The following is a 22,496-nucleotide window of genomic DNA, read 5'->3' on the forward strand; positions in this document are numbered from 1 at the left end:
GTGTCATTTTTTTTTAATTTTTAACTGCTTCGTTTTAATGATTTCATGTGCTTTGCAGTTCATTTCAATTACCAAAAACTACCAGCATCTCACTAAAAAGTAATTGATTACACAAAATATTCACATTTTTTCATTAAATTCAAGATTAGGTTATTTGATTTAAAGCAGCAAATATGTGAATGTATGCGAACTATTTTTTATACATTTGTCAGGTGAAATTTCTAAGACTAATATTGACGATCTACTTCATGGCATTATTGATAATGCCTTGCAGTGATGTTAATGCACAGTCGGTTTCTGTTAATCATTCTGAAATTTTACCGAATGGAGAGAATTCTCATTCTACAGAGAAAGATGATACCTGTTCCCCTTTCTGTTTTTGCAGCTGTTGTCAAATAACAGTTACTGCTTTTAAGATTGAACCTTTATTCGAAATTCCTTCAACTATTCTGGTCTATTTTTCCAAAAAGATTCTTTTTCACAAGAACAATATTGCCTATCAGGTTTACGACCATATCTGGCAACCTCCTAAGATTTAATTTTTTATCAAGTTTTTGAAAGACGTTGCATTTGATGCAGTGTCTACAATAGTACGTTTGCTGTATTCTGAATGATGATTTTACTCGTCTGCTCATTATTCTGCAGCAATTTCAATAAAAAATTAAATCAAATTCTGTGTTAGATAAAATCATAAAATTTAGCATCAAGAACAAGATTGTCATTGGCATAATGACCTTGTTGTTGATTATTTGGGGCGTTTGGAGCGCCACCAGATTACCGATAGATGCAGTTCCTGATATTACCAATAATCAGGTTCAGATCATTACCGTTTGTCCAACTTTGGCCGGACAGGAAGTGGAACAATTGGTGACTTTCCCCATTGAGCAGAGCATTGCCAATATTCCTGATATCGAGGAAACCCGAAGCATCTCAAGATTCGGATTGTCAGTCATTACTGTCGTTTTTAAAGAAAATGTTGACGTGTATTTTGCCCGACAGCTCATTAGTGAAAATTTAAAAGAAGCAGCCGAGGAAATCCCGAAAGGTGTTGGAACACCGGAACTTTCGCCAGTCAGTACAGGTTTAGGCGAAGTCTACCAATATATTCTTCATCCGAAAAAAGGAAGCGAAAAGAAATATTCATCCAAAGAACTGCGCACAATGCAGGATTGGATTGTCAGAAGACAGCTGAACGGAACGCCCGGCGTTGCAGAAGTCAACAGTTTCGGTGGCGAACTCAAGCAGTATGAAGTCGCCGTCGACCCCAATCGTCTCAGGGCAATGGGAGTAAGTATCACAGACCTTTTCACGGCATTGGAAAAAAACAATCAGAATACGGGTGGTGCGTACATCGACAAAAAACCAAATGCCTATTTCATCCGTGGAATCGGCGTTGTGACTTCTCTTGAAGATATTAAAAACATTGCCATCATTAATAAAACGGGAAGCGTTCCGATTTTTATAAAAGATGTTGCTGATGTTAGATTGGGAAGCGCCATCCGTTATGGTGCAATGACCTACAATGGTCAGGTAGATGCCGTTGGTGGGATTGTAATGATGCTGAAAGGTGCCAACAGCAATGAAGTCGTCAATTTAATTAAAGATAAAATCCCAACCATCCAAAAATCTTTACCCAACGATGTGGTCATCGAACCATTTCTTGACCGAACCGATTTGGTTGGAAGAGCCATCAATACGGTTGAAAAAAATCTGATTGAAGGCGCATTGATTGTGATTTTCGTTCTTGTGATTTTCTTAGGGAATTTCCGAGCGGGATTGATTGTTGCTTCTGCTATTCCTTTGGCATTGCTTTTTGCATTGGGAATGATGAATGTTTTCGGAGTCAGTGCCAATTTAATGAGCTTAGGCGCAATAGATTTTGGATTGATTGTAGATGGAGCCGTGATTATTGTGGAAGCAACACTTCATCATTTAGGATTAAGAAAATCCACTCAAAAACTCACGCAGTCTGAGATGGATGAAGAAGTTTTCCTTTCCGCTTCGAAAATCAGAAACAGCGCAGCATTTGGCGAAATTATTATCTTAATAGTTTACATTCCAATTTTAACTTTAGTCGGTGTCGAAGGGAAAATGTTCACTCCGATGGCTAAAACAGTAGGTTTTGCGATTTTAGGAGCCTTGATTCTTTCACTGACTTACATTCCGATGATGAGTGCCTTATTTTTATCTAAAACAATTTCTACAAAAGAAAATTTCTCGGATAAAATGATGAACAAGCTTCAAAGTATTTATCAGCCTTTATTACGAAAAGCTTTACAGTTAAAATACATCATCGTTTCTGCCACAGTTATTTTGTTTTCAGTTTGTATCGTGATTTTTTCAAGAATGGGAGGCGAATTTATCCCACAATTACAAGAAGGTGATTTTGCATTCCACTGCATTTTACCACAGGGAAGTTCATTGACCCAAAGTGTCGAGACATCGATGCAGGCTTCAAGAATTATCAAAAGTTTTGAGGAAGTAAAAATGGTTGTGGGAAAAACTGGCTCTGCTGAAGTTCCTACCGACCCAATGCCTCCGGAAGCTTCTGATTTAATTATTGTTCTAAAACCACAAAGCGATTGGAAAATCAAAAAATCCTATGATGAACTGGCTGACGAAATTTCAGAAAAATTAGAACTGATTCCCGGCGTTTTCTTTGAGAAAAACCAGCCGATACAGATGCGTTTTAATGAATTGATGACAGGAATCCGGCAAGATGTAGCAGTGAAAATTTTTGGTGAAAATCTGGATTCTCTTGCCATTTATGCTGAAAATGTGAATAAGGTAATTCAAACCGTTGACGGTACAACTGCTCCTCAGATTGAGCGCATCAGCGGGCTTCCGCAAATCAATGTGGAATATGACCGGACAAGAATGGCAAACTACGGACTGAATATCGAAGATGTCAATAATACCTTGAGTACCGCTTTCGCCGGAAAATCCGCAGGTCAGGTTTTTGAAAATGAAAGACATTTTGACCTGGTTGTTCGTTTAGACAGCCTTCACAGAACCAATATTGATGACGTCAACAATCTGATGATTTCTACAGATACAGGAAATCAGATTCCGCTTTCTCAAGTGGCTAATATCAGCTATAAACTCGGTCCGTCACAAATCAGCCGAGAAGAAGGAAAACGAAGAATTGTGATTGGATTTAATGTGAAAGACCGTGATGTAGAAAGTGTGGTGAATGATATTCAGACAAAATTGGATAAACAAATCAAGTTGCCTTCAGGATATTATTTCACGTATGGCGGACAGTTTGAGAATCTTCAGGCGGCAAGCAAACGTCTGATGATTGCTGTTCCTGTTTCTTTGCTTCTGATTTTTCTACTGCTTTATTTTACATTTAAATCGTTCAAACAGGCTGCATTGATTTTTACCGCCATTCCAATGAGTGCGATTGGTGGAATTTTCGCTTTGATGATAAGAGATATGCCTTTCAGTATCAGTGCCGGAATTGGTTTTATCGCATTATTTGGTGTGGCAGTTTTAAATGGAATAGTTCTCATAGGAACATTTAATCAATTGGAAAAAGATGGGGAAACCGATATTTTGAAACGTGTTTTTGAAGGGACCAAAACCAGACTTCGACCTGTTCTGATGACTGCTGCGGTAGCTTCATTAGGATTTTTGCCGATGGCCATTTCAACCGGAGCCGGAGCGGAAGTTCAGAAGCCTTTGGCAACCGTTGTGATTGGTGGATTGATAACCGCAACGTTCCTGACGTTGTTTGTTTTGCCAATGTTATATATTATTTTTAATACTAAATTCAGAAAAAATCATTTTAAAATGAAAGCTTTTACAACGATTGTGGTTTTTGGGTTTTTATTATTCGGACAAACTTTGAATGCCCAAACTACGAAAACGTTATCGGTAGAACAGGCAACAGAATTGGCTTTAAGCAATAATTATTCAATCCAATCAAAAGATTTAGATATTAAAGTTTCTGAAGCTTTGAAACCAACAGCCAATGAACTTCCGAAAATGAATTTCAATGCGCAGTTGGGGCAATACAACAGTCCGAAATTTGACCAGTCGTTTTCGATTTCTCAGAGTATTCCTTTTCCTACTTTGTTTAAAGCAAGAAAGGATTTGATTAATGAAGAAATTAAAGGAAAACAAATCAACAGAGAAATTACGGCTAACGAATTGGCAAAACAGGTGAGAACTTATTTTTATCAGATTGAATATCTGCATTACAATCAGACCAAACTGATGAAACTCGACAGTTTGTATCAGGATTTTATCAGAATTGCAACAGTAAGATTTAATGCGGGTGACATCAAGAAAATAGAAATCAGCACAGCGGAAACTCAGAAAGGAGAAATCAATCTTTTATTGAATCAGAATAAAATCTATCTTAAAAATGCCTACAAAAATCTGAAAACTCTGCTCAATACAGATGATGAAATCGAGATTCCACTTAATAAAAATTATCAGCCACTGAAGGCAGAATATGTTCTGGACAGCATAGCCATTGCCAGTCATCCAACGGTTAAAGCTTTTTATCAGGAAATGGAAATTGCAGAGAAAAATAAAAATGTAGAAAAATCACAAGGTTTGCCGGAGTTCAGTTTGGGTTACACAAATCAGTCGATTATTGGTTTTCATACTGTGAATGGGCAGGAAAAATATTATAATGCTGGAAATAGGTTCAATGTTGCCAACGTCGGTATTTCAATTCCGTTGACGTTTGGCGCTACCAAAGCGAGAATTCAATCTTTGGATTATCAGAAACAAATCGCTGAATCCAATGCTAAACTGCAACAAAAACAATTGACCGCTCAGTTAGAAAATGCGTTGAGCCAATATCAGCAGGACGTTCAACAATATGAATATTACGTCAATCAGGCTTTGCCTAATGCCGAAAAAATCGTGAAGGCAGGTCAACTTGGTTACAAAACCGGAGAAATTTCCTACGTTGAGTATCTTTTTGCCTTACAGACCGCAACCAATATTCAGCTGAAATATCTGGAATCCATTCAGCAAGTCAACCAGTCTGTAATTAACATTAATTCTTTAATCGATCAATAAAATGAAACAACATATTATGTACACAGTTTTTGCCTTAGTTTTTCTCGTAAGCTGCGGAAAAAAGAAAGCTTCTACAGAATCTGAAAGTGAAATTAAAACCGAGCAAACCGAAGAACACGGCGAGGAAGCTCCACAAACCATTGCGAGCCTTACGGAAGAACAAATGAAAGCGGTCGGCATCACTTTGGGAAAAATCGAAATGAAAGAACTGACTTCTACGATTAAAGCAAACGGTGCATTGCGAGTTCCCAATAATAACAAAGCGACTATCACGTCAATGTATGGCGGAATTATTAAAACGTTAAATGTACAAATCGGGGATTTTGTAAGAAAAGGGCAGGTAATTGCCTCCATTTCAAATCCGGAATATATCCAGTTGCAGGAGCAATATCTAACAGTAAAAAGCAGGATTGCATTTGCAGAGCAGGAATACAGAAGACAAAAAGAATTGTTTGATAATGATGCGGGAGCCAAGAAAAACCTTCAAAGTTCCGATGCTGAACTGAAAACTCTGAGAACACAACGTTCATCTTTGCAGAGACAGCTTCAGATCATGGGAATTAATCCTGCGAATATCAGCAATGGAAATCTAAGGTCTGGCTTAGTTATTACATCGCCAATCAGCGGAACGGTCAGCAATATTTCTTCGAAGATAGGAAGTTATGTCGACATTTCCTCGCCTGTTGCAGAAGTGATTGACAATGGTTCTTTACATTTGGATTTACAGGTTTTTGAAAAAGATATGCCTAAAATGAAAGTTGGACAAATCGTTCATTTTAAACTCACTAACAATCCCGAAACCGAGTACGATGCTAAGATTTACAGCATCGGTTCATCTTTTGAAAATGACAGCAAAACCATCTCGGTTCACTGTTCAGTCACAGGAAATAAAGCCGGATTAATAGATGGAATGAACATCACAGGAATCGTAAGTCTTGATAAAAGTACAACATCCGCAGTTCCTAACGAAGCGATTGTAGAAGCCGACAGCAAATACTACATTTTCATTAAAACTGATAAAAAACCGGAAGAACATCACGAAGAAGAAAGCGAACATCAGGACGAACAAAAAGCGCCAAAGAAAGAATCAAAAGCCATTAATTTTGAAAAGATTGAAGTGGTGAAAGGTTCTTCTGATATGGGTTACACGGCAATAACGACAGTCAATGAAATTTCAAAAGATGCCGAAGTGGTGGTGAAAGGAGCATTTTTTGTCAATGCAAAATTGAGTAATTCGGGAGAACACGAACATTAATCAAATAGATAAATTACAATGTCAAATAATATACATCACGAAAATCATCCTGAGAAAAAGCCAACTCCACAGGAAGAGAAAATCTACGAAGAAGCAGGTGCTAAAAAAATAATTGAGGATGACGGATGCTGTTCTTCCAAGAAAGGCAAACCTGAAAAACACAGCGATGACGATGGTCACGACCACGAGCACGATAATTCTGATAAAACAACATTCCACATGTTTTTGCCGGCAATTGTTTCTTTCTTCGTGCTTTTGGCAGGGATAGTAATCGATAATTTCATTCCGCAGGGGTGGTTCAAAGACTGGGTCAGAATTATATGGTATGCAGTTGCTTATATTCCCGTTGGTCTGCCAGTTCTGAAAGAAGCTTATGAAAGCATCATAAAAGGCGATATTTTTTCGGAGTTTTTTCTGATGAGTATTGCGACAGTTGGCGCATTTGCAATTGGGGAATATCCGGAAGGTGTGGCGGTCATGTTGTTTTACAGCGTTGGTGAAGTATTCCAGACGCTTGCAGTTTCAAGAGCGAAAAGTAATATCAAAGCACTCCTGGATCAGCGTCCTGACGAAGTAACCATCCTTGAAAACAATCAGCCTAAAACCATCCCTGCAGATCAGGCAAAAATTGGCGATATCATCCAATTAAGGTCAGGTGAAAAGTTAGCTTTGGATGGGGAATTAATAAGCGATTCAGCATCATTCAATACGGCTGCTTTGACTGGTGAGAGCAAACCTGATACAAAAAACAAAGGCGAAAGTGTATTGGCAGGAATGATCAATCTCCAAACCATTGCCCAGGTAAAAGTGATAACGGCTTACGAAGACAGTAAGTTGAGCAAAATACTGGAAATGGTACAGAATGCAACGGCTCAGAAAGCACCAACCGAACTTTTTATCCGAAAATTTGCAAGGATCTATACACCGATCGTTGTGGGCTTAGCTGTAATAATATGTCTTTTGCCATACTTTTTTGTAGATCAATATATTTTCAGGGATTGGCTTTACAGAGCCCTGGTTTTCCTGGTTATTTCATGTCCGTGTGCTTTGGTCATCAGTATTCCATTAGGTTATTTCGGGGGAATTGGCGCGGCTTCAAAAAATGGGATCTTGTTTAAAGGAAGTAACTTCCTGGATATTATTGCCAATATTCAGAATGTCGTAATGGACAAAACCGGAACAATGACAGAAGGTGTCTTCAAGGTTCAGGAAGTCAACATCAAACCGGAATTTGATAAGGATGAATTGCTGAAAATGGTCAATGCTTTAGAAAGCAAAAGTACACATCCAGTTGCCACGGCAATCCACGATTATGTGGGCAAAATAGATCAATCTTTAGATCTTCATAATATAGAAGAAATCGCAGGACACGGACTGAAAGCGAATGCCAAAGGAAAGGAGCTATTGGTAGGGAATTTCAAATTGATGGACAAGTTTAGTATCCAATATGACATTGATCCATCAGAAATTATATATACTGTGATTGCTATTGCATATGATGGGAAATTCGCAGGCTATATCACGATTGCTGATAGTATTAAGGAAGATGCAAAACAAGCAGTGGAAAAATTAAACAGCCTGAATGTAAAAGCTACAATGCTGAGCGGAGATAAAAGTACGGTTGTAAAATTCGTAGCTCAACAGTTAGGAATTGACAATGCCTTTGGAGACTTATTACCTGAAGATAAAGTCAAAAAAGTTAAAGAAATCAAATCTCGAAACGAGACAGTGGCTTTCGTGGGAGATGGTGTAAATGATGCGCCTGTTGTTGCCCTGAGTGACGTAGGAATTGCTATGGGTGGACTTGGAAGTGATGCAACTATTGAAACCGCAGATGTAGTTATTCAAGATGATAAGCCATCCAAAATACCGATGGCAATTAATATTGGAAAACAAACAAGAAAAATTGTCTGGCAGAATATTATCCTGGCTTTCGCAGTAAAAGGGGTAGTTCTTATTCTTGGAGCAGGCGGATTGGCAACAATGTGGGAAGCCGTTTTTGCGGATGTAGGAGTAGCTTTACTGGCAATTTTAAATGCAGTGAGGATCCAGAAAATGAAATTCCAATAAAATTTTACACGTATGCAATTACTTAGGAACTCAGATTTTGTTTATATTCTACTTTACTGATGCAGAGACAATTTATTTGGTACCTTCAGATCTTAGAATTAAATTTATAAAAATTGAAAAAAAAGAACCTAGATATAAAGCAATATGAACTTTCGCCGCAGGCAAAAGCAGGAATTGTCATTGTCAATATGGAAGATCGGGAAGCTGAAGAACACGATGTTTCCAAACCGCACCGTGATGACCACTGCCAATTAATGCTTGCTTTAGGTGGAGAATTTAAATTGAATATCGATTTTGAAACCATTGAGTTCAACGCTCAGGCATTACTTTTCGTATTTCCGGAGCAGGTTCATCAGGTGATCGAAGTGAAAGATCCAAAAGGTTGGATGATCAGCTTTGACCCTTCACTTATTGACAAAGAAGTGTTGACACTTTTAGGACATCAATTTAGTAATCCGCTATTTCTTCAGCAGGAATCTGTTTTTTTGCAGCAAATGATCATCCTAATGGATTTTATTAAAAAAGTAAAATTAGAAAATACCAATTACTATCTTCAAAAAACCGTCAGCTCTTTATTAAATGCGCTACTGAGCTTTGTTGCCGGAGAATTGATTGCTAATTTACCGACGATAAAAGGGAATGAAAAACGCAGTATCACCATTAAGGAAAACTTCATCAAGCTGACCAAAGAACATTTCAAAACCTGGAAGCAACCAGCACAATATGCTTCGGCACTGTCAATCTCAACGTCTCATTTGAACGACACCGTAAAATCATTGACGGGAAGTTCGGTTTCCACTCATATTCAGGAAGTATCTATGTTGGAAGCTAAAAGATTGCTTTATTTTACAGATAATGCAGTTAAGGAGATTGCTTACGAAGTGGGTTATGATGAGCCAGTTTATTTTGGAAAGCTATTTAAAAAAATAACCCAACTCACGCCTTTGGAATTTCGGAAGAAATTCCGTGATTAAGACTATTCTTCCTCTGATTAAAACTATTTTCAAGGCTGATAGACTGAGTAGATTTGCATTGTAATCAATACAATAATTGAAATGCAAAACGAAATCAATATCCCTATCATACTCGATGCTGTACGAAAAATAGGAGGTGACTTTTTAAAAAAGTATAAACAAGATCCTATCCCACAAAGTATGTATGAGCTTTTAAAAGAATTGGAAGACATCGATACTTTATGTTTGGCTTCTTTAAAAAAAGATCTAACTCATGAATTCCCCAATATTCCCTGGCATATCGGTGACGAATTTGATAGCGATTCACAAAGAAATCCCGCCGCAGTAGAAGAATATTGGCTGTGTGATGCAATGGATGGGGTCATACAATATCTTCAACATATTCCTGGTTGGACAATCAATTTGGTACTTATCCGTAAAGGAAAACCATTTTTCTCAGTTGTTTATGATCCATTGGCCAACGAAATATTTTGGGCTAAGGACGGTGAAGGTGCTTTTATGAATGATAAAGCATTGAATGTCAGTCGTAAAAAAGATTTGGAAGTGATGCTGGCAGTTTTTGAGTATGGACATCAGGACAAATCCAATAATCATTTAAATGAGAAAATTGGATCAACTGTAACCAAACTGCTGGATCATTTCGGAATTGTAAGAAACTACGGACCGCACGGATTGCAACTGGCTTATGTTGGTGCCGGAAGGATCGACCTGTTTATTCAGGAAGATCTCGATACGTATAATTGGATCGCCGGATTGCTTATTGCCAAAGAAGCTGGAGCTGAAATTTTAACAACCGCTGGAATTCCTTGGAAATGGGGAAGCGAAAGCCTTTTGGTCGCAGGCAAAAGTATTATTGAAAAATATCTCTCAATTAAATCTGAAAATTAAAATGAATGTAGCAATCATAGGAGCCGGAGCCGGAATTGGATTAGAATCTGTCAATCAGGCTCTCGCAAAAGGACATAAGGTAACAGCACTATCAACAAAAACCGACCATATTCCTGATCATCCGAATCTGATTAAAATAAACGGAAGTGCAACCTCACCATTTGACCTTAAAAAAGCAATCAAAGATTCTGATGCGATTTTGGTCACTGTCGGGACAAAAAATAAAAAAGCAACCACTCTTTTTTCAGACATCGCCAAAACACTGATTGATGTTACAACTGAACTTAATTTTTCTCCACCTGTTTTGGTAATTACTGGCTTTGGAGCGGGAGAAAGTAAACATTATTTAAGTTTCTTTATGCGAACGGTAATCTCATTATTCCTGAAAGATCAGTACATCAATAAAAAGGAAATGGAAGAATTCATTACAAACAGTCATTTGAAATGGGAGATCATACGACCCGGAATGCTCACCAACGGAAATGCAACTTCAACTTATAGAATACTATCCGGACTACAAAAAGGAATGAAAGTGGGAAAAATATCAAGACGCGATGTAGCCAATTTCTTGGTTTCTGAAGCGGAAAATCAGAGATTTATTCAACAATATGTGGCTTTAACAAATTAATAAAAAAAGTGACAGAAAAAATCTGTCACTTTTTTCTATCACAAGAATTTTGTTTTAATTAATATATTTTTGATGATGAAATTCCTTTAAATATTATAGCAATCTACTTTTAAAAACCATCATTTTTTTCCTTGTCATTTCATTGATCGTATAGGAGATTCCGCCCATTCCAAAACCTGAACTATCTCTTCCGCCAAACGGCATCCAATCTACTCGGAAAGCGGTATGATCATTCACCATCACAGCTGTTGCATTAAGTTTTTTGGTGGCATCCAAGGCGATATCAATGTTCTTTGTAAACACGGCGGCCTGGAAATGCACATCAAGAGCATTTGCTTTTTTTGATGGCCTCATCTCGGTCCGTGAAAGGGTAGATGCAAACCACAGAGCCAAAAATCTCAAGGGTCTAAACTTTAGAATTTTCAGATGGATTGAACAAAACTGTCGGCTCAAAACAAGTATCAGAAATTCTTTTTCCTCCCGTAATTAATTTTGCGCCTTCTTCAATAGCTTCATTTACCCATTTTTCAACGCGGTCAACTTCTCCTGGAGTAATCAGTGATATAATTCATATCTTAAAATTAAGGTTTTATGCTTAACTGTAACTGGATAATCAGTATAAATTTAGTAGGTGAATTGATTAGAAAAAGAGGTTTAGGCTGTGACATTGAATGTCAAAGTATTCCACCAAAAAGTATTTTTCTTTATAAATAATTTTTTGATTTATTTTTAAAAAAGTTCTGTATCAACTCATAGATAATTGTTGCTGACATGCAATTTTATCAGCTCAAAAAGACATAATCAAAGATTAATTATGGAAATCAATATTATAACTAAAGAAGATCTTAAAGAATTAAAAATCGAATTAATTAAAGATATTAAAAATCTGCTTAGTATCAACATTTCTGAACAGAAATTATGGCTACATTGATCAGAGGTCAAAGAGCATCTGAAAATTTCTTCAAGATCTCTGCAAAATATTCGCATAAGTAGGAATTGTTACATACATGTGTTGGAGGAACTCTATCTTATAATAATAAAGACATCAAAAAATTTCTAAATCATTAAGTATAGCATACTAATTCAAAAATAATACAAATGAATTACATAAAACATCTAACTGGATTCTATGAAAAAGTGGCTCACGACAACACGGTCAATCCTACACATATCAGTCTTTACCTAGCTTTATTCCAATTCTGGAATTTCAATCGTTTCCGAAACCCTATTAGTATTTCACGTGATGAAGTGATGAGAATTAGTAAAATCCGCTCAAAAGCCACCTATCATAAATGTCTAAAGAATCTAAATTCATTAGGCTATATTGATTATCAACCATCTTATAATCCATTTATTGGAAGTCAAGTTGTTATGTTGGATTTTACAATAAAATTAAAACCAACTTCTAGAGAATAAAAATAATCTTCTTCGATTTAAAATTTAGATTTTTTAAGAAAGTATTTTTGTAAAAAGGTGGATTAAACAAATAGATGCAACAGTCTCTAAAAATAGAATAATAATACTTGTTTAAAATCTAGTTGTCTTCAGTTGCAAATTCCCACAAAAATTCCTACTTTTATAAAGTAAAATTTAAATTAGTATTTTACCACTTTTTGCAGATGACCTATTTAGGGCCATTCACAAGATGCTACAGCGAAACGCTTATCAATAAAGGGATGACGCAAGGTTACAAAATCCCTCTCTCTCCGCTAGTCGGAAGATTAAATTTCATCAAAAGCCTTTAAATAATATTATTTAAAGGCTTTTTTTGTTTTTTAAATATCAAAATAATACATATAGAAGCAAATAAAAAGTGCGTAATTAGGTGCGTCTAAAAGAAGGCAGCAAAGTACGCACCTCATTCTGCTAAAAAGTACCTATTCATCTTGTATACACGCTACTGAACATCTTTTGGGTTTATAGATTCTAAAATATTTTTATAATCTTTAAATTTTAGGCAAATGCAAACTTACAGTCTTCTTTTTTATTTAAAAAAAACAAAAGGTAATTTAGAAAGTTCAACAATTTATGTTAGATTAACAGTTGATGGTAAAAGGAAAGAATTTTCAACAGGAAAGACAATCAAAAATAAAGATTGGAATTCTAAAGCGGGTAAGGTAATAGGAAATTCTCCTACTTCGAAGTCTTTAAATCTTTTTCTAGAAAGTCTAAGAACAAAAGTTTTTGATTCTTACAAATTATTATTCAATAATAACATTGCAATCACAAGTGAGAGTCTTAAAATAAGTTTCTAGGTATTGAGGAACGTAAAGTAACACTGTTGGAAGCTTTCGGAAATCATAATGACGAAATTCAAGAACTCATAGGTAACGGATATTCTGAAGGTACTTGGGAAAGATATGAAACCACCCTCAGACATTTGCAGGAGTTTTTAATGTGGAAATATAATATCTCAGATATTAATCTTGCAGAAATAAAACCTTCCTTTATAACAAATTTTGATTTTTTTCTCCGGACTGTTCGTAAGTGTGCTAATAATTCAACGGTAAAATATGTCAAGAATCTTCAGAAAATTATTAATATATGTCTCGACAATGAATGGATGACTAAAAATCCTTTTGCTAATTATAAAGGAAAAATTATTACGACAGAAGTCAGTTGCCTTTCAGAAACACAACTTGAAAAAATAAAAAATAAGAGCTTCTCTTCTGAAAGACTACAGTTGGTTAAAGACATTTTCATTTTTTGCTGTTACACAGGTTTAGCTTATGCAGAGGTAAAGAAATTAGCAATTCATAACATATTATCAGTTGGTGATGGTAGAAAGGTACTCAAAATCGAAAGAACGAAAACAAAACAATTAGCTCAAATACCGTTACTTCCCGATGCTTTAAATATATTAGAAAAATATAGATCCCATGCAAAATGTTGTAATACAGAAAAACTGCTTCCGGTTGGCAGTAATCAGAAGATAAATGAATATTTAAAAGAGATTGGCGATCTCTGTGATATAGATTTTGATATCACATTCCATACTGCAAGGCATACATTTGCAACAGCCATGACCTTAAATAATGGTGTGCCCATAGAAACAGTCAGCAAAATGTTGGGGCATAGCACTATCAGAATGACTCAACATTACGCAAAAATTCAGGAGACTAAAATTCTTGAGGATATGCAAATTCTTGAGCTCGTCCTCGATAGAAGAAAATCATAATTTGAAAATTAGTTTTTAAAATAAGAGTCCGACACTACCTCAGAGAGTATGAACGTTAGGAAGATATGGCTTGGATTTTACAATCTGAGCCTTTGTTCAAAAATCAGTATCAGTTGGTAAAGAACGATATCCCAGTTTTAGATGGGCATTGGACATTTGTTTTGTAGGTTCTTCTAAAGCGAGATAAACAGACTTTAAGACTTAACTTAAAAAGTTAGTCCTTCAATTGCTTCCACAATCACTGACAAACATACTAACATTAAAAATTAGTCATGATGATTTTAGTGCTAATACATCTTTCACCATAGTTACGAGATGATCAAGATCAAAAGGTTTAGAGATAAACCCATCTGCTCCAGCTTCAGTTGCAATTTCATTTCCATCCACACTCGCCGAAAAAATAATAACAGGAAGATTCTTAATATTATCGGTTAACCTAATTACTTTTAATAACTGATCCCCTGAAAGAACCGGCATCCAGAGATCCATCAGCAGGAGATCAGGTTTTATATTTTCAATAACCTTCAAAAGATTTGTGCTATTAATTTCAGTATTGACTGTGAATCCTTCCAGTTCAAGCGTCATCTCCAGAACATCTAGAATTCCGTGATCATCGTCACAAATCAAAATTTTCATGGCATTCATAAATTAATTTTTTTGAATAGGAAGGGTAAAATTAAAAGTCGATCCTGTACCAATCTCACTTTCCACCCAAAGAGTACCTTCATGATTTTGAATTATTTCCTGGCAAATATACAGCCCAATACCCATACCGGGAAATTTCTTTTGTATGTCGCGAACCCTAAAAAAACGTTCAAATATTTTTTTCTGATCTTGTTGGCTGATTCCCATTCCGTAATCAGTTACAGAAACCCTGATAAAGTTTCCTACACGGTTGCAGTAAACGTCAATTTGTGATGATCCGGGTGAGTATTTTATTGCATTCGATACCAAGTTATTGAGTACCTGGGTTATTTGTAATTCATCACCCAATATTGTAGCATCTGTGTTACTATTTACGCTAATAGTGTGAGAGGGACTCGCCAACGCAAGATTATCAACAGCTTCGTGTATAATTTTGTCTATTGCAAAAGGTTCTTTGTGAATTTCTATATTTCCGGACTGAATCTTCGAGGTGTCTAAAAGCTCAGAAATCAGGTTGTTTAGTCTGTCCACATTGAGTGAAACTTTCTGTAATGTGGTAATAAATTTTTCAGAAGATCCTTCCGGAATCATACGCTCCAAAAGTTGTGTAAATCCTTTGATTGTTGTTAAGGGCGTTTTGAGTTCATGGCTGGCAATTGACAGAAAATCATCTTTTCTTCTATCGATTTCTTTTTTCTCTGTTATATCTTCTATTGCAAGCAATATACGGTCTTTATATTGACCCTCAAATTCAATTCTATAAGCGTTCAGAAGCATGATTTTCTTACCAATATATGGAAAGTCATGTTCTACCTCAAAATCTATAACTGGGTTATTTGTAGGAAGAATTTTCGTCAGCAGCTGTTTCAATAAGGTGATGTCCCATTGATGATTTCCAAGCTCAAATAAGATTTTTCCAACAGTCTCTTCCAGAGTTACCTTAAAAGAAATTAAAAAATGACTGTTAGCACTCAAAACTTTGTAATCAACATCAAGTACTAAAAGACTCTCACGCACTGTTTCAATAATACTTGAGAGAAATGCCTGATTTTCTTGCAACTCTCTTGTACGGTCAAGAATCTTTTTTTCTACAGAGGATTTCTCCTCACGTAATTCATTCTCCGCCTTTTTGCGTAGTGTAATATCATTTTGAACACCTATGAAATGAGTTACATTATCATCGTCATCTTTGACTGGTGAAATTATAAGTTCATTCCAAAATAAACTTCCGTTTTTCCTGTAATTCCTTATCTCGACCTTACATTCTTCTCCGTCTTTTACGGCCTTTTTAATTATCTGTCGTTCTTCTTGATTTCGATCCTGAGACTGTAGGAAGCGACAATTGTGACCTATAATTTCATTGTGGCTATATCCTGAAATTTCTTCAAATGCTCTGTTACAATATATAATAGGGTTATCTTGTTGTCGGTTATCAGTAATTATAATTCCTGATCTGGCAGAATTTAAAGCCTGAAGATAAATATTATTGCTCAGCGGGTCGTTTAGTGGGTTATTTTTAAAATCTGAACTCAATGTTTAACTTTTTTAGTTAGTATTCTATTTATCAAAGAGAATATTCCTTTCTCTACAACTTTAAAACAAAAAGTCTGCCTTATTCTTTTTGATTGCTGTTTTGCTTTAATCTTTCAAGAAAAACACTAAAAATAGATATTCTTCTAATTAATGCTATTATTTAAAATGATAGAACTCTGCGAATGTCAATGAACAGACTTAAAAACTTACAGGTATTGTTGAGGATTTTTTCATTGTCGTTTTGACTGTAGTCAGGTCGTCAATAGTTTCGTAATAGGCCTTTGTAAATTTTTCATAATAGTTTACCGGAGTATATTTCGGGACAATTTTATTATCATCAGTTTTGCACTAAGCTACTTATATTCTGGAAATTGTTTTTTCCACCTTGCAATTGTGTTCCGTCCTATCTTAAAATATTTTGCCAATTGATTATTACTGAGTTTATGATCTACCTGATACTGTAAATAAATTTTGACAGTCTTTTCATCGTAAGCCCTATGATACTGGTTGAAAATTTCCACATCATTTTTGGAGCTTTCAGATAATATATTGTGGATATATATAACATCAAGTACGCCGAAATCCGGTTTTTTCAAAAGACTATCACACTTATTTTTTTTTTCAGGATATTTTTCATCTATAAGATCAGAATATATTTTTTGATAATTAGGCGTCATTTTTTATCAGTTTTCTTTTTTGTATTTCTTCATCCACTTAAAAAGGGTTGATTTTGGAATTCTGTATTCTTCAATAATTTCAGGAATAGATTTACGTTCGGTCTGAATCAATTCAACGATATAATCAACGATTTCTTTGGTGTAAATATTTTTTTTAAACTGCGGTAAAGCTGAAGATCTCACACTTTTGCTGGATGGAGAATATAAAAGCAGATGCTGAGAGTAAATTCTAAAAAAGTCATATTTTAAATATTTACTCAGTTTAAGCATAATCTCGGAGTGGATATCTTTGGAAGAATAAATTTTTTCCACGTCATCTTCTGACGTATTTAATATTTTTGAAAGCCGTTCAGAATCTAGATTCAGTTCATCAACTCTTTTTTTGATAAAAGTACCTATGTGGATTGTTTTAAAGTTAGAAGTCATTGTTGTTATTATAGGGACTGACTCCTCATCATCAGAGCCGGAATTAATACTCAAGTTTATCAGATATTTCTTTTTTTTTATTTTCTGATTGCGGTATGCATACTAATTTCGAGCCAATGGTTACTTTCACATACTAATGAGTTTTTATCGATTACTTTTTTCTTTAAAAATTTTTCAGCAGATTACTTATCGTCAAAGCTAAATTTCAATAATAAAGCAGCAAATTTAAGGGTCAGAAAGGCAACCAGTTTTAATAAAATTTAGATTTTCTGGTACCTGCAAATTTATAGAACATTTGGATTTCCATATTTGCAGGTTCATCTCCTCGGAATTGAAAAATTCACGCATGCTGCAGTAAGTTTTTTTAAACAAGCATTAGTATTCTGCTGCGGGTCAAAAATCTATATAATACATTTACCTATAAATTTTGTTTTTTCTGTATTTTAACGAAATTTTTTCTTGCAATTTCGCTTTTGCGCTATATACTTCAATGCAAAACATTTGCTTAACTGTCCCTGTTTTTTTTAATAATTTTATAATTTATGTTAAACTAACATAAATTGGATATCAGTATTTATTTATATTTGGAAAATACAATTAAGGTAAATTCCTTTTTTAAAACCCTTCTTAATCAAATTATTAAATGAAAATTTCAAATAAAAGATCTGTAAAAAAATCGTTGGCAGAATGATTATTCCAAAGAAAAATCAGCACCTTATAATATTTAAATACAGTTTATTGAAATTTTGACTTTTATGAATCTCAACGCTAAAATTATCCTGCGACACTCACCACAGCTAATTTTGTCAAGTGGAAAGATCAGATAAAGAATAAAAATGGTCAATTTTTTTTTATTTGCAATTGCCTAATCAACAGATTTTTAATGTCGGCTCAGGGAGAAAAAGTCCTCCTTTATACATGGAGTAATTAGAGATTATCTTTTAAAATATTTATATCTCAATAAATCAGTAATTATTTAAATTCTTCGCAAATAATACTTGATAATATATTAATTTTCTCAACGTGCTTATCATAATGCATAGTCACAATTATAAAATCAGCAAGGAAGCTGATGGTTGACTGATGAATTAAATTATTTTCGGGATTGAAGGATGGTGGTCGATATTATCTTTGGTTATGTAGATAATTCAACAAATTATTTTGTAAATTAAAACTGCGCTAAAAATTGCAAATATGTAATCATAATTGTTTATTTTTATAAATAATTTATTTTTCAATATGTTAAATTTCATCCTTCCTGCTAATGAGGCAGATAGATTGAAAAAATTAGAATTTTTTGATCTTCTTGATCTGGGAAAAGATCCTCAATTCGATGTTTTTGCAGAAACGGCGTGCCTGATAGCTGATTGCCCGGCTTCTCTCATTTCGATTATGGGAAGTGAGACACAGAATATCCAAAGTTGTATCGGTATGGACATCGATTCTGTAAAACGGGAAAACACAATGTGTCAATATTCAATAGCAAGTGGTGAAATTGTCATTATCAATGATACACTTTTGGATGAGAGATCCAGTGAAAATCCATTGATTGCAGAAGGAGGAATACGATTTTATGCAGGGATACCATTTTTTGATGAAGAAAATTTTGCGCTGGGCACAATCTGTGTGATTGATTATAAACCCAGAGTGATAACAGAAAGCCAGATTACTGCTCTCAAAAAGCTGTCAGATGTTATTTCCAAACTTTTGACAGGTAAGAGAAAAAAAATTTACGCAGAATATTTTCAGCAAATCTTTAACATATCGAATAATCTAATTTGTGTTTTAGATGAAGAATTGAAGTTTAAAGATTTCAATCCTGAAGTTGGAAAAATTTTCTCATTAAAAAAAGAAGAAGCAAAAGGACTTGATTTTACTGGTATTTTTGGTGAAGCAGATATAGACCTTTCAAAATTGAAAGATATGATGAAGCGCGCCCACGAAGTTTCTTTTACGACGTCTAAGGTAATTGAAGACGGGAATTCGGTTGTCGTGGAATGGGTATTAAAACCCAATAAGGAAATTTCTGAAATTTTCTGTTTCGGAACTAACATCACCTTGCAGACTGAAGAAAAAAGCCGTTTGGCTAGCTCGGAACGACGCTTCAGGAGTTTCTTTGAAAACGCCATCGGTCTGATGAGTATGCATGATATGGAGGGCAACATTCTGGCGGTAAATGAAAAAGGAAGGGAAACACTGCAGTATTCCATTGACGAAGTGAAAGATTTAAACCTTCGGGATCTTGTTCCCGAAAAAAACTGGCCATCATTAAATGAGTACCTTGAACGCATTAATAGACAGAAAGAAGACTTTGGAACAATGATCCTGAAGTCCAAAACCGGAGTTGAGCAGGTATGGATGTATCACAACCTCGTTGAAACTGACGAGGATATAAAGCCTTACGTAATAAGTACTGCATTAAATGTTACCGAAAGAATGGCGCTCGAACGAGATCTTATTCGTACAAAAAAAATGCTTGAACAGACGAGTTCCGTAGCCCAGGTCGGTGGTTGGGAAGTGAATCTGAAAAAAAACACCTTGTTTTGGTCGCAAAGTACCAAAGAAATTCATAGGATGGGCGACGACTACCAACCTGATCTGGAAAATGCCATGGGTTTTTATACTGAAGACAGCAGGGAAAAAGTTGAATATCTTTTCCACAGAGCAGTAAGCGAAGGAATTCCGTACGATGATGAGTTCCAGCTCGTTCGTAATGACGGAGTTACAATTTGGGTGAGGGTAAAAGCAATTCCTGAATTTGAAGGCAATGTTTGCACAAGAGTTTTCGGTATCATTCAGGATATTGATGTTTTCAAGAAAATGTTTCTTGATATTGCAAAAAAGGAGGCCATGATGCAATCTTTTGTAACGTATGTACCCGCAGCCGTAGCGATGTTCGACAGAGATCTCAATTATATTTCTGTCAGCAGCAAATGGAAAGATGAATTCAAAATGAATGACCTCGATATCATTGGAAAAAATCTTTTTGTAATTTCTCCAAACATTCCTGTTGAAAGAAAAGAAATTTATCATGCCGCCCTGCAGGGTAAAACATACATCAATGAGGATTTCGCAATTCATCTTGATGGAAAGGATGAGATTCAGCATTTAGATCTCAAGGTTGGACCATGGTATCTGTCTGATAATGAAATCGGGGGCGTAATTGTCTCTGTACAGGATATAACCACAGCTGTCAAGACCAACGAAGAGCTTAAGAATGCCAAAAATATGGCTGATATTGCGAGTAAGGCAAAATCAGAATTCCTCGCCAACATGAGCCATGAGATCCGAACTCCGCTAAATGGAGTTATTGGTTTTTCAGATCTTCTTTTGAGAACCGACCTAAATGACATTCAGACACAATACCTTAATTATATAAATGAATCCGGAGAAAACCTTCTCAACATTATCAATGATATTCTTGATTTTTCTAAAATAGAATCCGGTAAAATGGAACTTTTGATTGAAGAAAGTGATGTTTATGAAATGGTAAGTCAGGTTATTAATGTCATTCTTTATCAGTCTCAGAAAAAAAATATTGAACTTCTTTTAAATATAGAACAAGGTCTGCCAAAAACCCTGTTGCTTGATGAGGCAAGATTAAAGCAAATCCTTATTAACCTTCTGGGTAATGCCGTAAAATTTACTGATAAAGGTGAAATTGAACTTAAGGTAGAAAAGCTGAGTATGGATGACAGGAATATTGTTCTGAGATTTTCTGTACGGGATACGGGAATAGGAATACCTGTGGAAAAGCAGAAACATATTTTTGACGCATTTACTCAGGAAAACAGCTCAATCAGTAAACGTTATGGTGGTACAGGTCTTGGCCTTACCATATCAAACAATATTTTGGGATACATGGGCAGTCATTTGTCGCTGAGGAGTGTACCTGACAGAGGTTCTGTATTTTTCTTTGACATTGAGATTCCTTATGAAGTATCAAAATCAAATGAGGATGACGATCTCGCTATAAAAAAAGTACTTGTGGTGGATGATAATGAAGCAAACAGAATCATTCTGCAACACATGCTTAACTATAAGAATATAGAATCCACCCTGGCTGCCAACGGAATGGAAGCCTTACAGATTTTGCTTGCAGGCGACCGTTTCGATGCGATACTGATGGATTATCATATGCCGGTAATTTCCGGTCTGGAGACAGTTACCAAGATCAGGGAATTATTTACTGAAAAAAGCGAGACTTCACCACTCGTAATTCTTCATACTTCTTCTGAGGAGCATGATGTGATTAGTTCTTTCCGTAAGGAAGATGATTCTTACTTTCTCTTAAAGCCAATTAAATCTGATGATCTTTACAAACTTCTCAGACGTGTTTCGCAAATAAACGTTGCTGAAGTTCCTGCACCTAAAAATTTGGAAAAGGATCATTTTTCCTTCATGAAAAATCTGGAAGTTCTTTTAGTAGATGATAATCCGGTGAATATGGTTCTGAATAACCGGTTGATGAAATCATTCACGCCAGATGTACAGCTTACAGAAGCGGTAAACGGTTTGGAGGCATTGGAAGAATGTATGCAAAAAGATTTTTCAATCATTCTTATGGATGTTCAGATGCCTGTAATGAATGGGATTGAAGCTACACAGAAGATCCGCCACCTGCCAGGATACGAAAATGTGCCAATTATAGGAGTTACGGCAGGAAATGTACTGGGAGAAAAAGAGAAATGTCTGGAGTCGGGGATGAATGATTTTCTTCCGAAACCTTTACGTCAGGCAGATCTGTTGGAAATGCTCAAAAAATATATTGGCATTGAAAAAGATATGGACGTTAAAGCTGAAATCGTTCCGGAGGAATTTATAAGTATGGAAATGCTCAGGGAACAGATTGGTGATGATGAAAATTTCAAAAAAATATTTTTAGACCTTGTCATTAAAGAACTTACGCAAACAAAAGATGATATAGGTGTTGCAGCAGTTGAAAAAGATGCTACGGCGGCCAAAATGATTCTTCATAAACTTAAGGGCACTGCAGGAACTGCAGGTCTTTTCAGACTTTCGGAATCTGCATTGCAATGGGAGAATAAAAGTGATCAGGATATAGACTTTACAGACATGGAAAAAGAAATTAATACCGGAATTACTATAGGATTGTTTATAATAAAAGGTTTAATAAAATAAAACAGTCAAAATATTTTTTTTGATCATAAATATCATAAGA

Annotated in this window: 17 protein-coding genes; 11 read left to right on the top strand and 6 right to left on the bottom strand. The window is 35.4% G+C overall.

Going from position 1 to position 22,496, the window contains the following annotated elements; genetic code table 11:
- Nucleotides 1–179 precede the first annotated feature (179 nt).
- The 7 genes from AC2A1G_RS09215 to AC2A1G_RS09245 all read left to right on the top strand — a co-directional run bounded on the left by AC2A1G_RS09215 (nucleotide 180) and on the right by AC2A1G_RS09245 (nucleotide 10,855).
- Entirely contained in the window at nucleotides 180–539 is a 360-nt protein-coding gene (locus tag AC2A1G_RS09215; protein WP_484046628.1) for a DUF6660 family protein, read from the top strand.
- A gap of 136 nt (nucleotides 540–675) precedes the next feature.
- Nucleotides 676–5,040 (top strand): CusA/CzcA family heavy metal efflux RND transporter, encoded by a 4,365-nt coding sequence (locus tag AC2A1G_RS09220; protein ID WP_484046629.1) that lies wholly within the window; start codon nucleotides 676–678, stop codon nucleotides 5,038–5,040.
- Between the two features lies 1 nt (nucleotide 5,041).
- On the top strand, nucleotides 5,042–6,295 hold the full coding sequence (locus tag AC2A1G_RS09225) for an efflux RND transporter periplasmic adaptor subunit (RefSeq protein WP_484046630.1): 1,254 nt from the start codon (nucleotides 5,042–5,044) through the stop codon (nucleotides 6,293–6,295).
- Between the two features lie 18 nt (nucleotides 6,296–6,313).
- The gene (locus AC2A1G_RS09230; protein WP_484046631.1) at nucleotides 6,314–8,365 is read left to right on the top strand and encodes a heavy metal translocating P-type ATPase; all 2,052 of its coding nucleotides are present in this window, start codon (nucleotides 6,314–6,316) and stop codon (nucleotides 8,363–8,365) included.
- Between the two features lie 113 nt (nucleotides 8,366–8,478).
- Complete coding sequence (locus tag AC2A1G_RS09235; RefSeq protein ID WP_484046632.1) at nucleotides 8,479–9,339, top strand: helix-turn-helix domain-containing protein; 861 nt, start codon at nucleotides 8,479–8,481, stop codon at nucleotides 9,337–9,339.
- A gap of 81 nt (nucleotides 9,340–9,420) precedes the next feature.
- Nucleotides 9,421–10,227 carry an inositol monophosphatase family protein gene (locus AC2A1G_RS09240; protein WP_484046633.1) on the top strand — a complete coding sequence of 269 codons (807 nt, stop codon included), beginning with the start codon at nucleotides 9,421–9,423 and terminating at the stop codon, nucleotides 10,225–10,227.
- Nucleotide 10,228: 1 nt separating this feature from the next.
- A complete protein-coding gene (locus tag AC2A1G_RS09245) occupies nucleotides 10,229–10,855 on the top strand; it encodes an NAD(P)-dependent oxidoreductase (RefSeq protein WP_484046634.1) in 627 nt (208 codons plus the stop codon).
- A gap of 93 nt (nucleotides 10,856–10,948) precedes the next feature.
- Here the strand turns inward: AC2A1G_RS09245 and AC2A1G_RS09250 are convergent, their stop codons facing one another.
- On the bottom strand, nucleotides 10,949–11,209 hold the full coding sequence (locus tag AC2A1G_RS09250; RefSeq protein ID WP_484046635.1) for an aldehyde dehydrogenase family protein: 261 nt from the start codon (nucleotides 11,207–11,209) through the stop codon (nucleotides 10,949–10,951).
- Nucleotides 11,210–11,261: 52 nt separating this feature from the next.
- On the bottom strand, nucleotides 11,262–11,423 hold the full coding sequence (locus AC2A1G_RS09255; RefSeq protein WP_484046878.1) for an aldehyde dehydrogenase family protein: 162 nt from the start codon (nucleotides 11,421–11,423) through the stop codon (nucleotides 11,262–11,264).
- Between the two features lie 530 nt (nucleotides 11,424–11,953).
- On the opposite strand from AC2A1G_RS09255, the gene AC2A1G_RS09260 reads away from it, so the two are divergent.
- The 3 genes from AC2A1G_RS09260 to AC2A1G_RS09270 all read left to right on the top strand — a co-directional run bounded on the left by AC2A1G_RS09260 (nucleotide 11,954) and on the right by AC2A1G_RS09270 (nucleotide 14,033).
- Nucleotides 11,954–12,271, top strand: coding sequence for a hypothetical protein (locus AC2A1G_RS09260; RefSeq protein WP_484046636.1), 318 nt, complete (start codon nucleotides 11,954–11,956; stop codon nucleotides 12,269–12,271).
- A 545-nt stretch (nucleotides 12,272–12,816) separates the two neighbouring features.
- Nucleotides 12,817–13,110, top strand: coding sequence for an Arm DNA-binding domain-containing protein (locus tag AC2A1G_RS09265; RefSeq protein ID WP_484046637.1), 294 nt, complete (start codon nucleotides 12,817–12,819; stop codon nucleotides 13,108–13,110).
- A 26-nt stretch (nucleotides 13,111–13,136) separates the two neighbouring features.
- Nucleotides 13,137–14,033 (top strand): tyrosine-type recombinase/integrase, encoded by an 897-nt coding sequence (locus AC2A1G_RS09270; RefSeq protein WP_484046638.1) that lies wholly within the window; start codon nucleotides 13,137–13,139, stop codon nucleotides 14,031–14,033.
- 270 nt (nucleotides 14,034–14,303) lie between these two features.
- On the opposite strand, the gene AC2A1G_RS09275 is transcribed toward AC2A1G_RS09270, so the two are convergent.
- The 4 genes from AC2A1G_RS09275 to AC2A1G_RS09290 form a co-directional block, all read right to left on the bottom strand.
- The gene (locus AC2A1G_RS09275; RefSeq protein ID WP_484046639.1) at nucleotides 14,304–14,678 is read right to left on the bottom strand and encodes a response regulator; all 375 of its coding nucleotides are present in this window, start codon (nucleotides 14,676–14,678) and stop codon (nucleotides 14,304–14,306) included.
- A 3-nt stretch (nucleotides 14,679–14,681) separates the two neighbouring features.
- Nucleotides 14,682–16,211 carry a PAS domain-containing sensor histidine kinase gene (locus AC2A1G_RS09280; RefSeq protein ID WP_484046640.1) on the bottom strand — a complete coding sequence of 510 codons (1,530 nt, stop codon included), beginning with the start codon at nucleotides 16,209–16,211 and terminating at the stop codon, nucleotides 14,682–14,684.
- Nucleotides 16,212–16,564: 353 nt separating this feature from the next.
- The gene (locus AC2A1G_RS09285) at nucleotides 16,565–16,888 is read right to left on the bottom strand and encodes a helix-turn-helix domain-containing protein (RefSeq protein WP_484046641.1); all 324 of its coding nucleotides are present in this window, start codon (nucleotides 16,886–16,888) and stop codon (nucleotides 16,565–16,567) included.
- A 6-nt stretch (nucleotides 16,889–16,894) separates the two neighbouring features.
- Nucleotides 16,895–17,314, bottom strand: a complete 420-nt coding sequence (locus AC2A1G_RS09290; RefSeq protein WP_484046642.1) for a transposase — start codon at nucleotides 17,312–17,314, stop codon at nucleotides 16,895–16,897.
- A 1,239-nt stretch (nucleotides 17,315–18,553) separates the two neighbouring features.
- Here AC2A1G_RS09290 and AC2A1G_RS09295 point away from each other — a divergent pair.
- Nucleotides 18,554–22,456, top strand: coding sequence for a response regulator (locus AC2A1G_RS09295; protein ID WP_484046643.1), 3,903 nt, complete (start codon nucleotides 18,554–18,556; stop codon nucleotides 22,454–22,456).
- The last annotated feature ends 40 nt before the right edge of the window (nucleotides 22,457–22,496 follow it).

The sequence above is a fragment of the Chryseobacterium sp. HNCC26DJ240 genome, assembly GCF_057180485.1.

Coding starts and splice junctions, on each gene's coding strand:
- AC2A1G_RS09215 (WP_484046628.1), top strand. CDS start 180: ATGTATGCGAACTATTTTTTATACATTTGTCAGGTGAAATTTCTAAGA.
- AC2A1G_RS09225 (WP_484046630.1), top strand. CDS start 5,042: ATGAAACAACATATTATGTACACAGTTTTTGCCTTAGTTTTTCTCGTA.
- AC2A1G_RS09230 (WP_484046631.1), top strand. CDS start 6,314: ATGTCAAATAATATACATCACGAAAATCATCCTGAGAAAAAGCCAACT.
- AC2A1G_RS09240 (WP_484046633.1), top strand. CDS start 9,421: ATGCAAAACGAAATCAATATCCCTATCATACTCGATGCTGTACGAAAA.
- AC2A1G_RS09245 (WP_484046634.1), top strand. CDS start 10,229: ATGAATGTAGCAATCATAGGAGCCGGAGCCGGAATTGGATTAGAATCT.
- AC2A1G_RS09250 (WP_484046635.1), bottom strand. CDS start 11,209: ATGAGGCCATCAAAAAAAGCAAATGCTCTTGATGTGCATTTCCAGGCC.
- AC2A1G_RS09260 (WP_484046636.1), top strand. CDS start 11,954: ATGAATTACATAAAACATCTAACTGGATTCTATGAAAAAGTGGCTCAC.
- AC2A1G_RS09265 (WP_484046637.1), top strand. CDS start 12,817: ATGCAAACTTACAGTCTTCTTTTTTATTTAAAAAAAACAAAAGGTAAT.
- AC2A1G_RS09275 (WP_484046639.1), bottom strand. CDS start 14,678: ATGAATGCCATGAAAATTTTGATTTGTGACGATGATCACGGAATTCTA.
- AC2A1G_RS09285 (WP_484046641.1), bottom strand. CDS start 16,888: ATGACGCCTAATTATCAAAAAATATATTCTGATCTTATAGATGAAAAA.
- AC2A1G_RS09290 (WP_484046642.1), bottom strand. CDS start 17,314: ATGACTTCTAACTTTAAAACAATCCACATAGGTACTTTTATCAAAAAA.
- AC2A1G_RS09295 (WP_484046643.1), top strand. CDS start 18,554: ATGTTAAATTTCATCCTTCCTGCTAATGAGGCAGATAGATTGAAAAAA.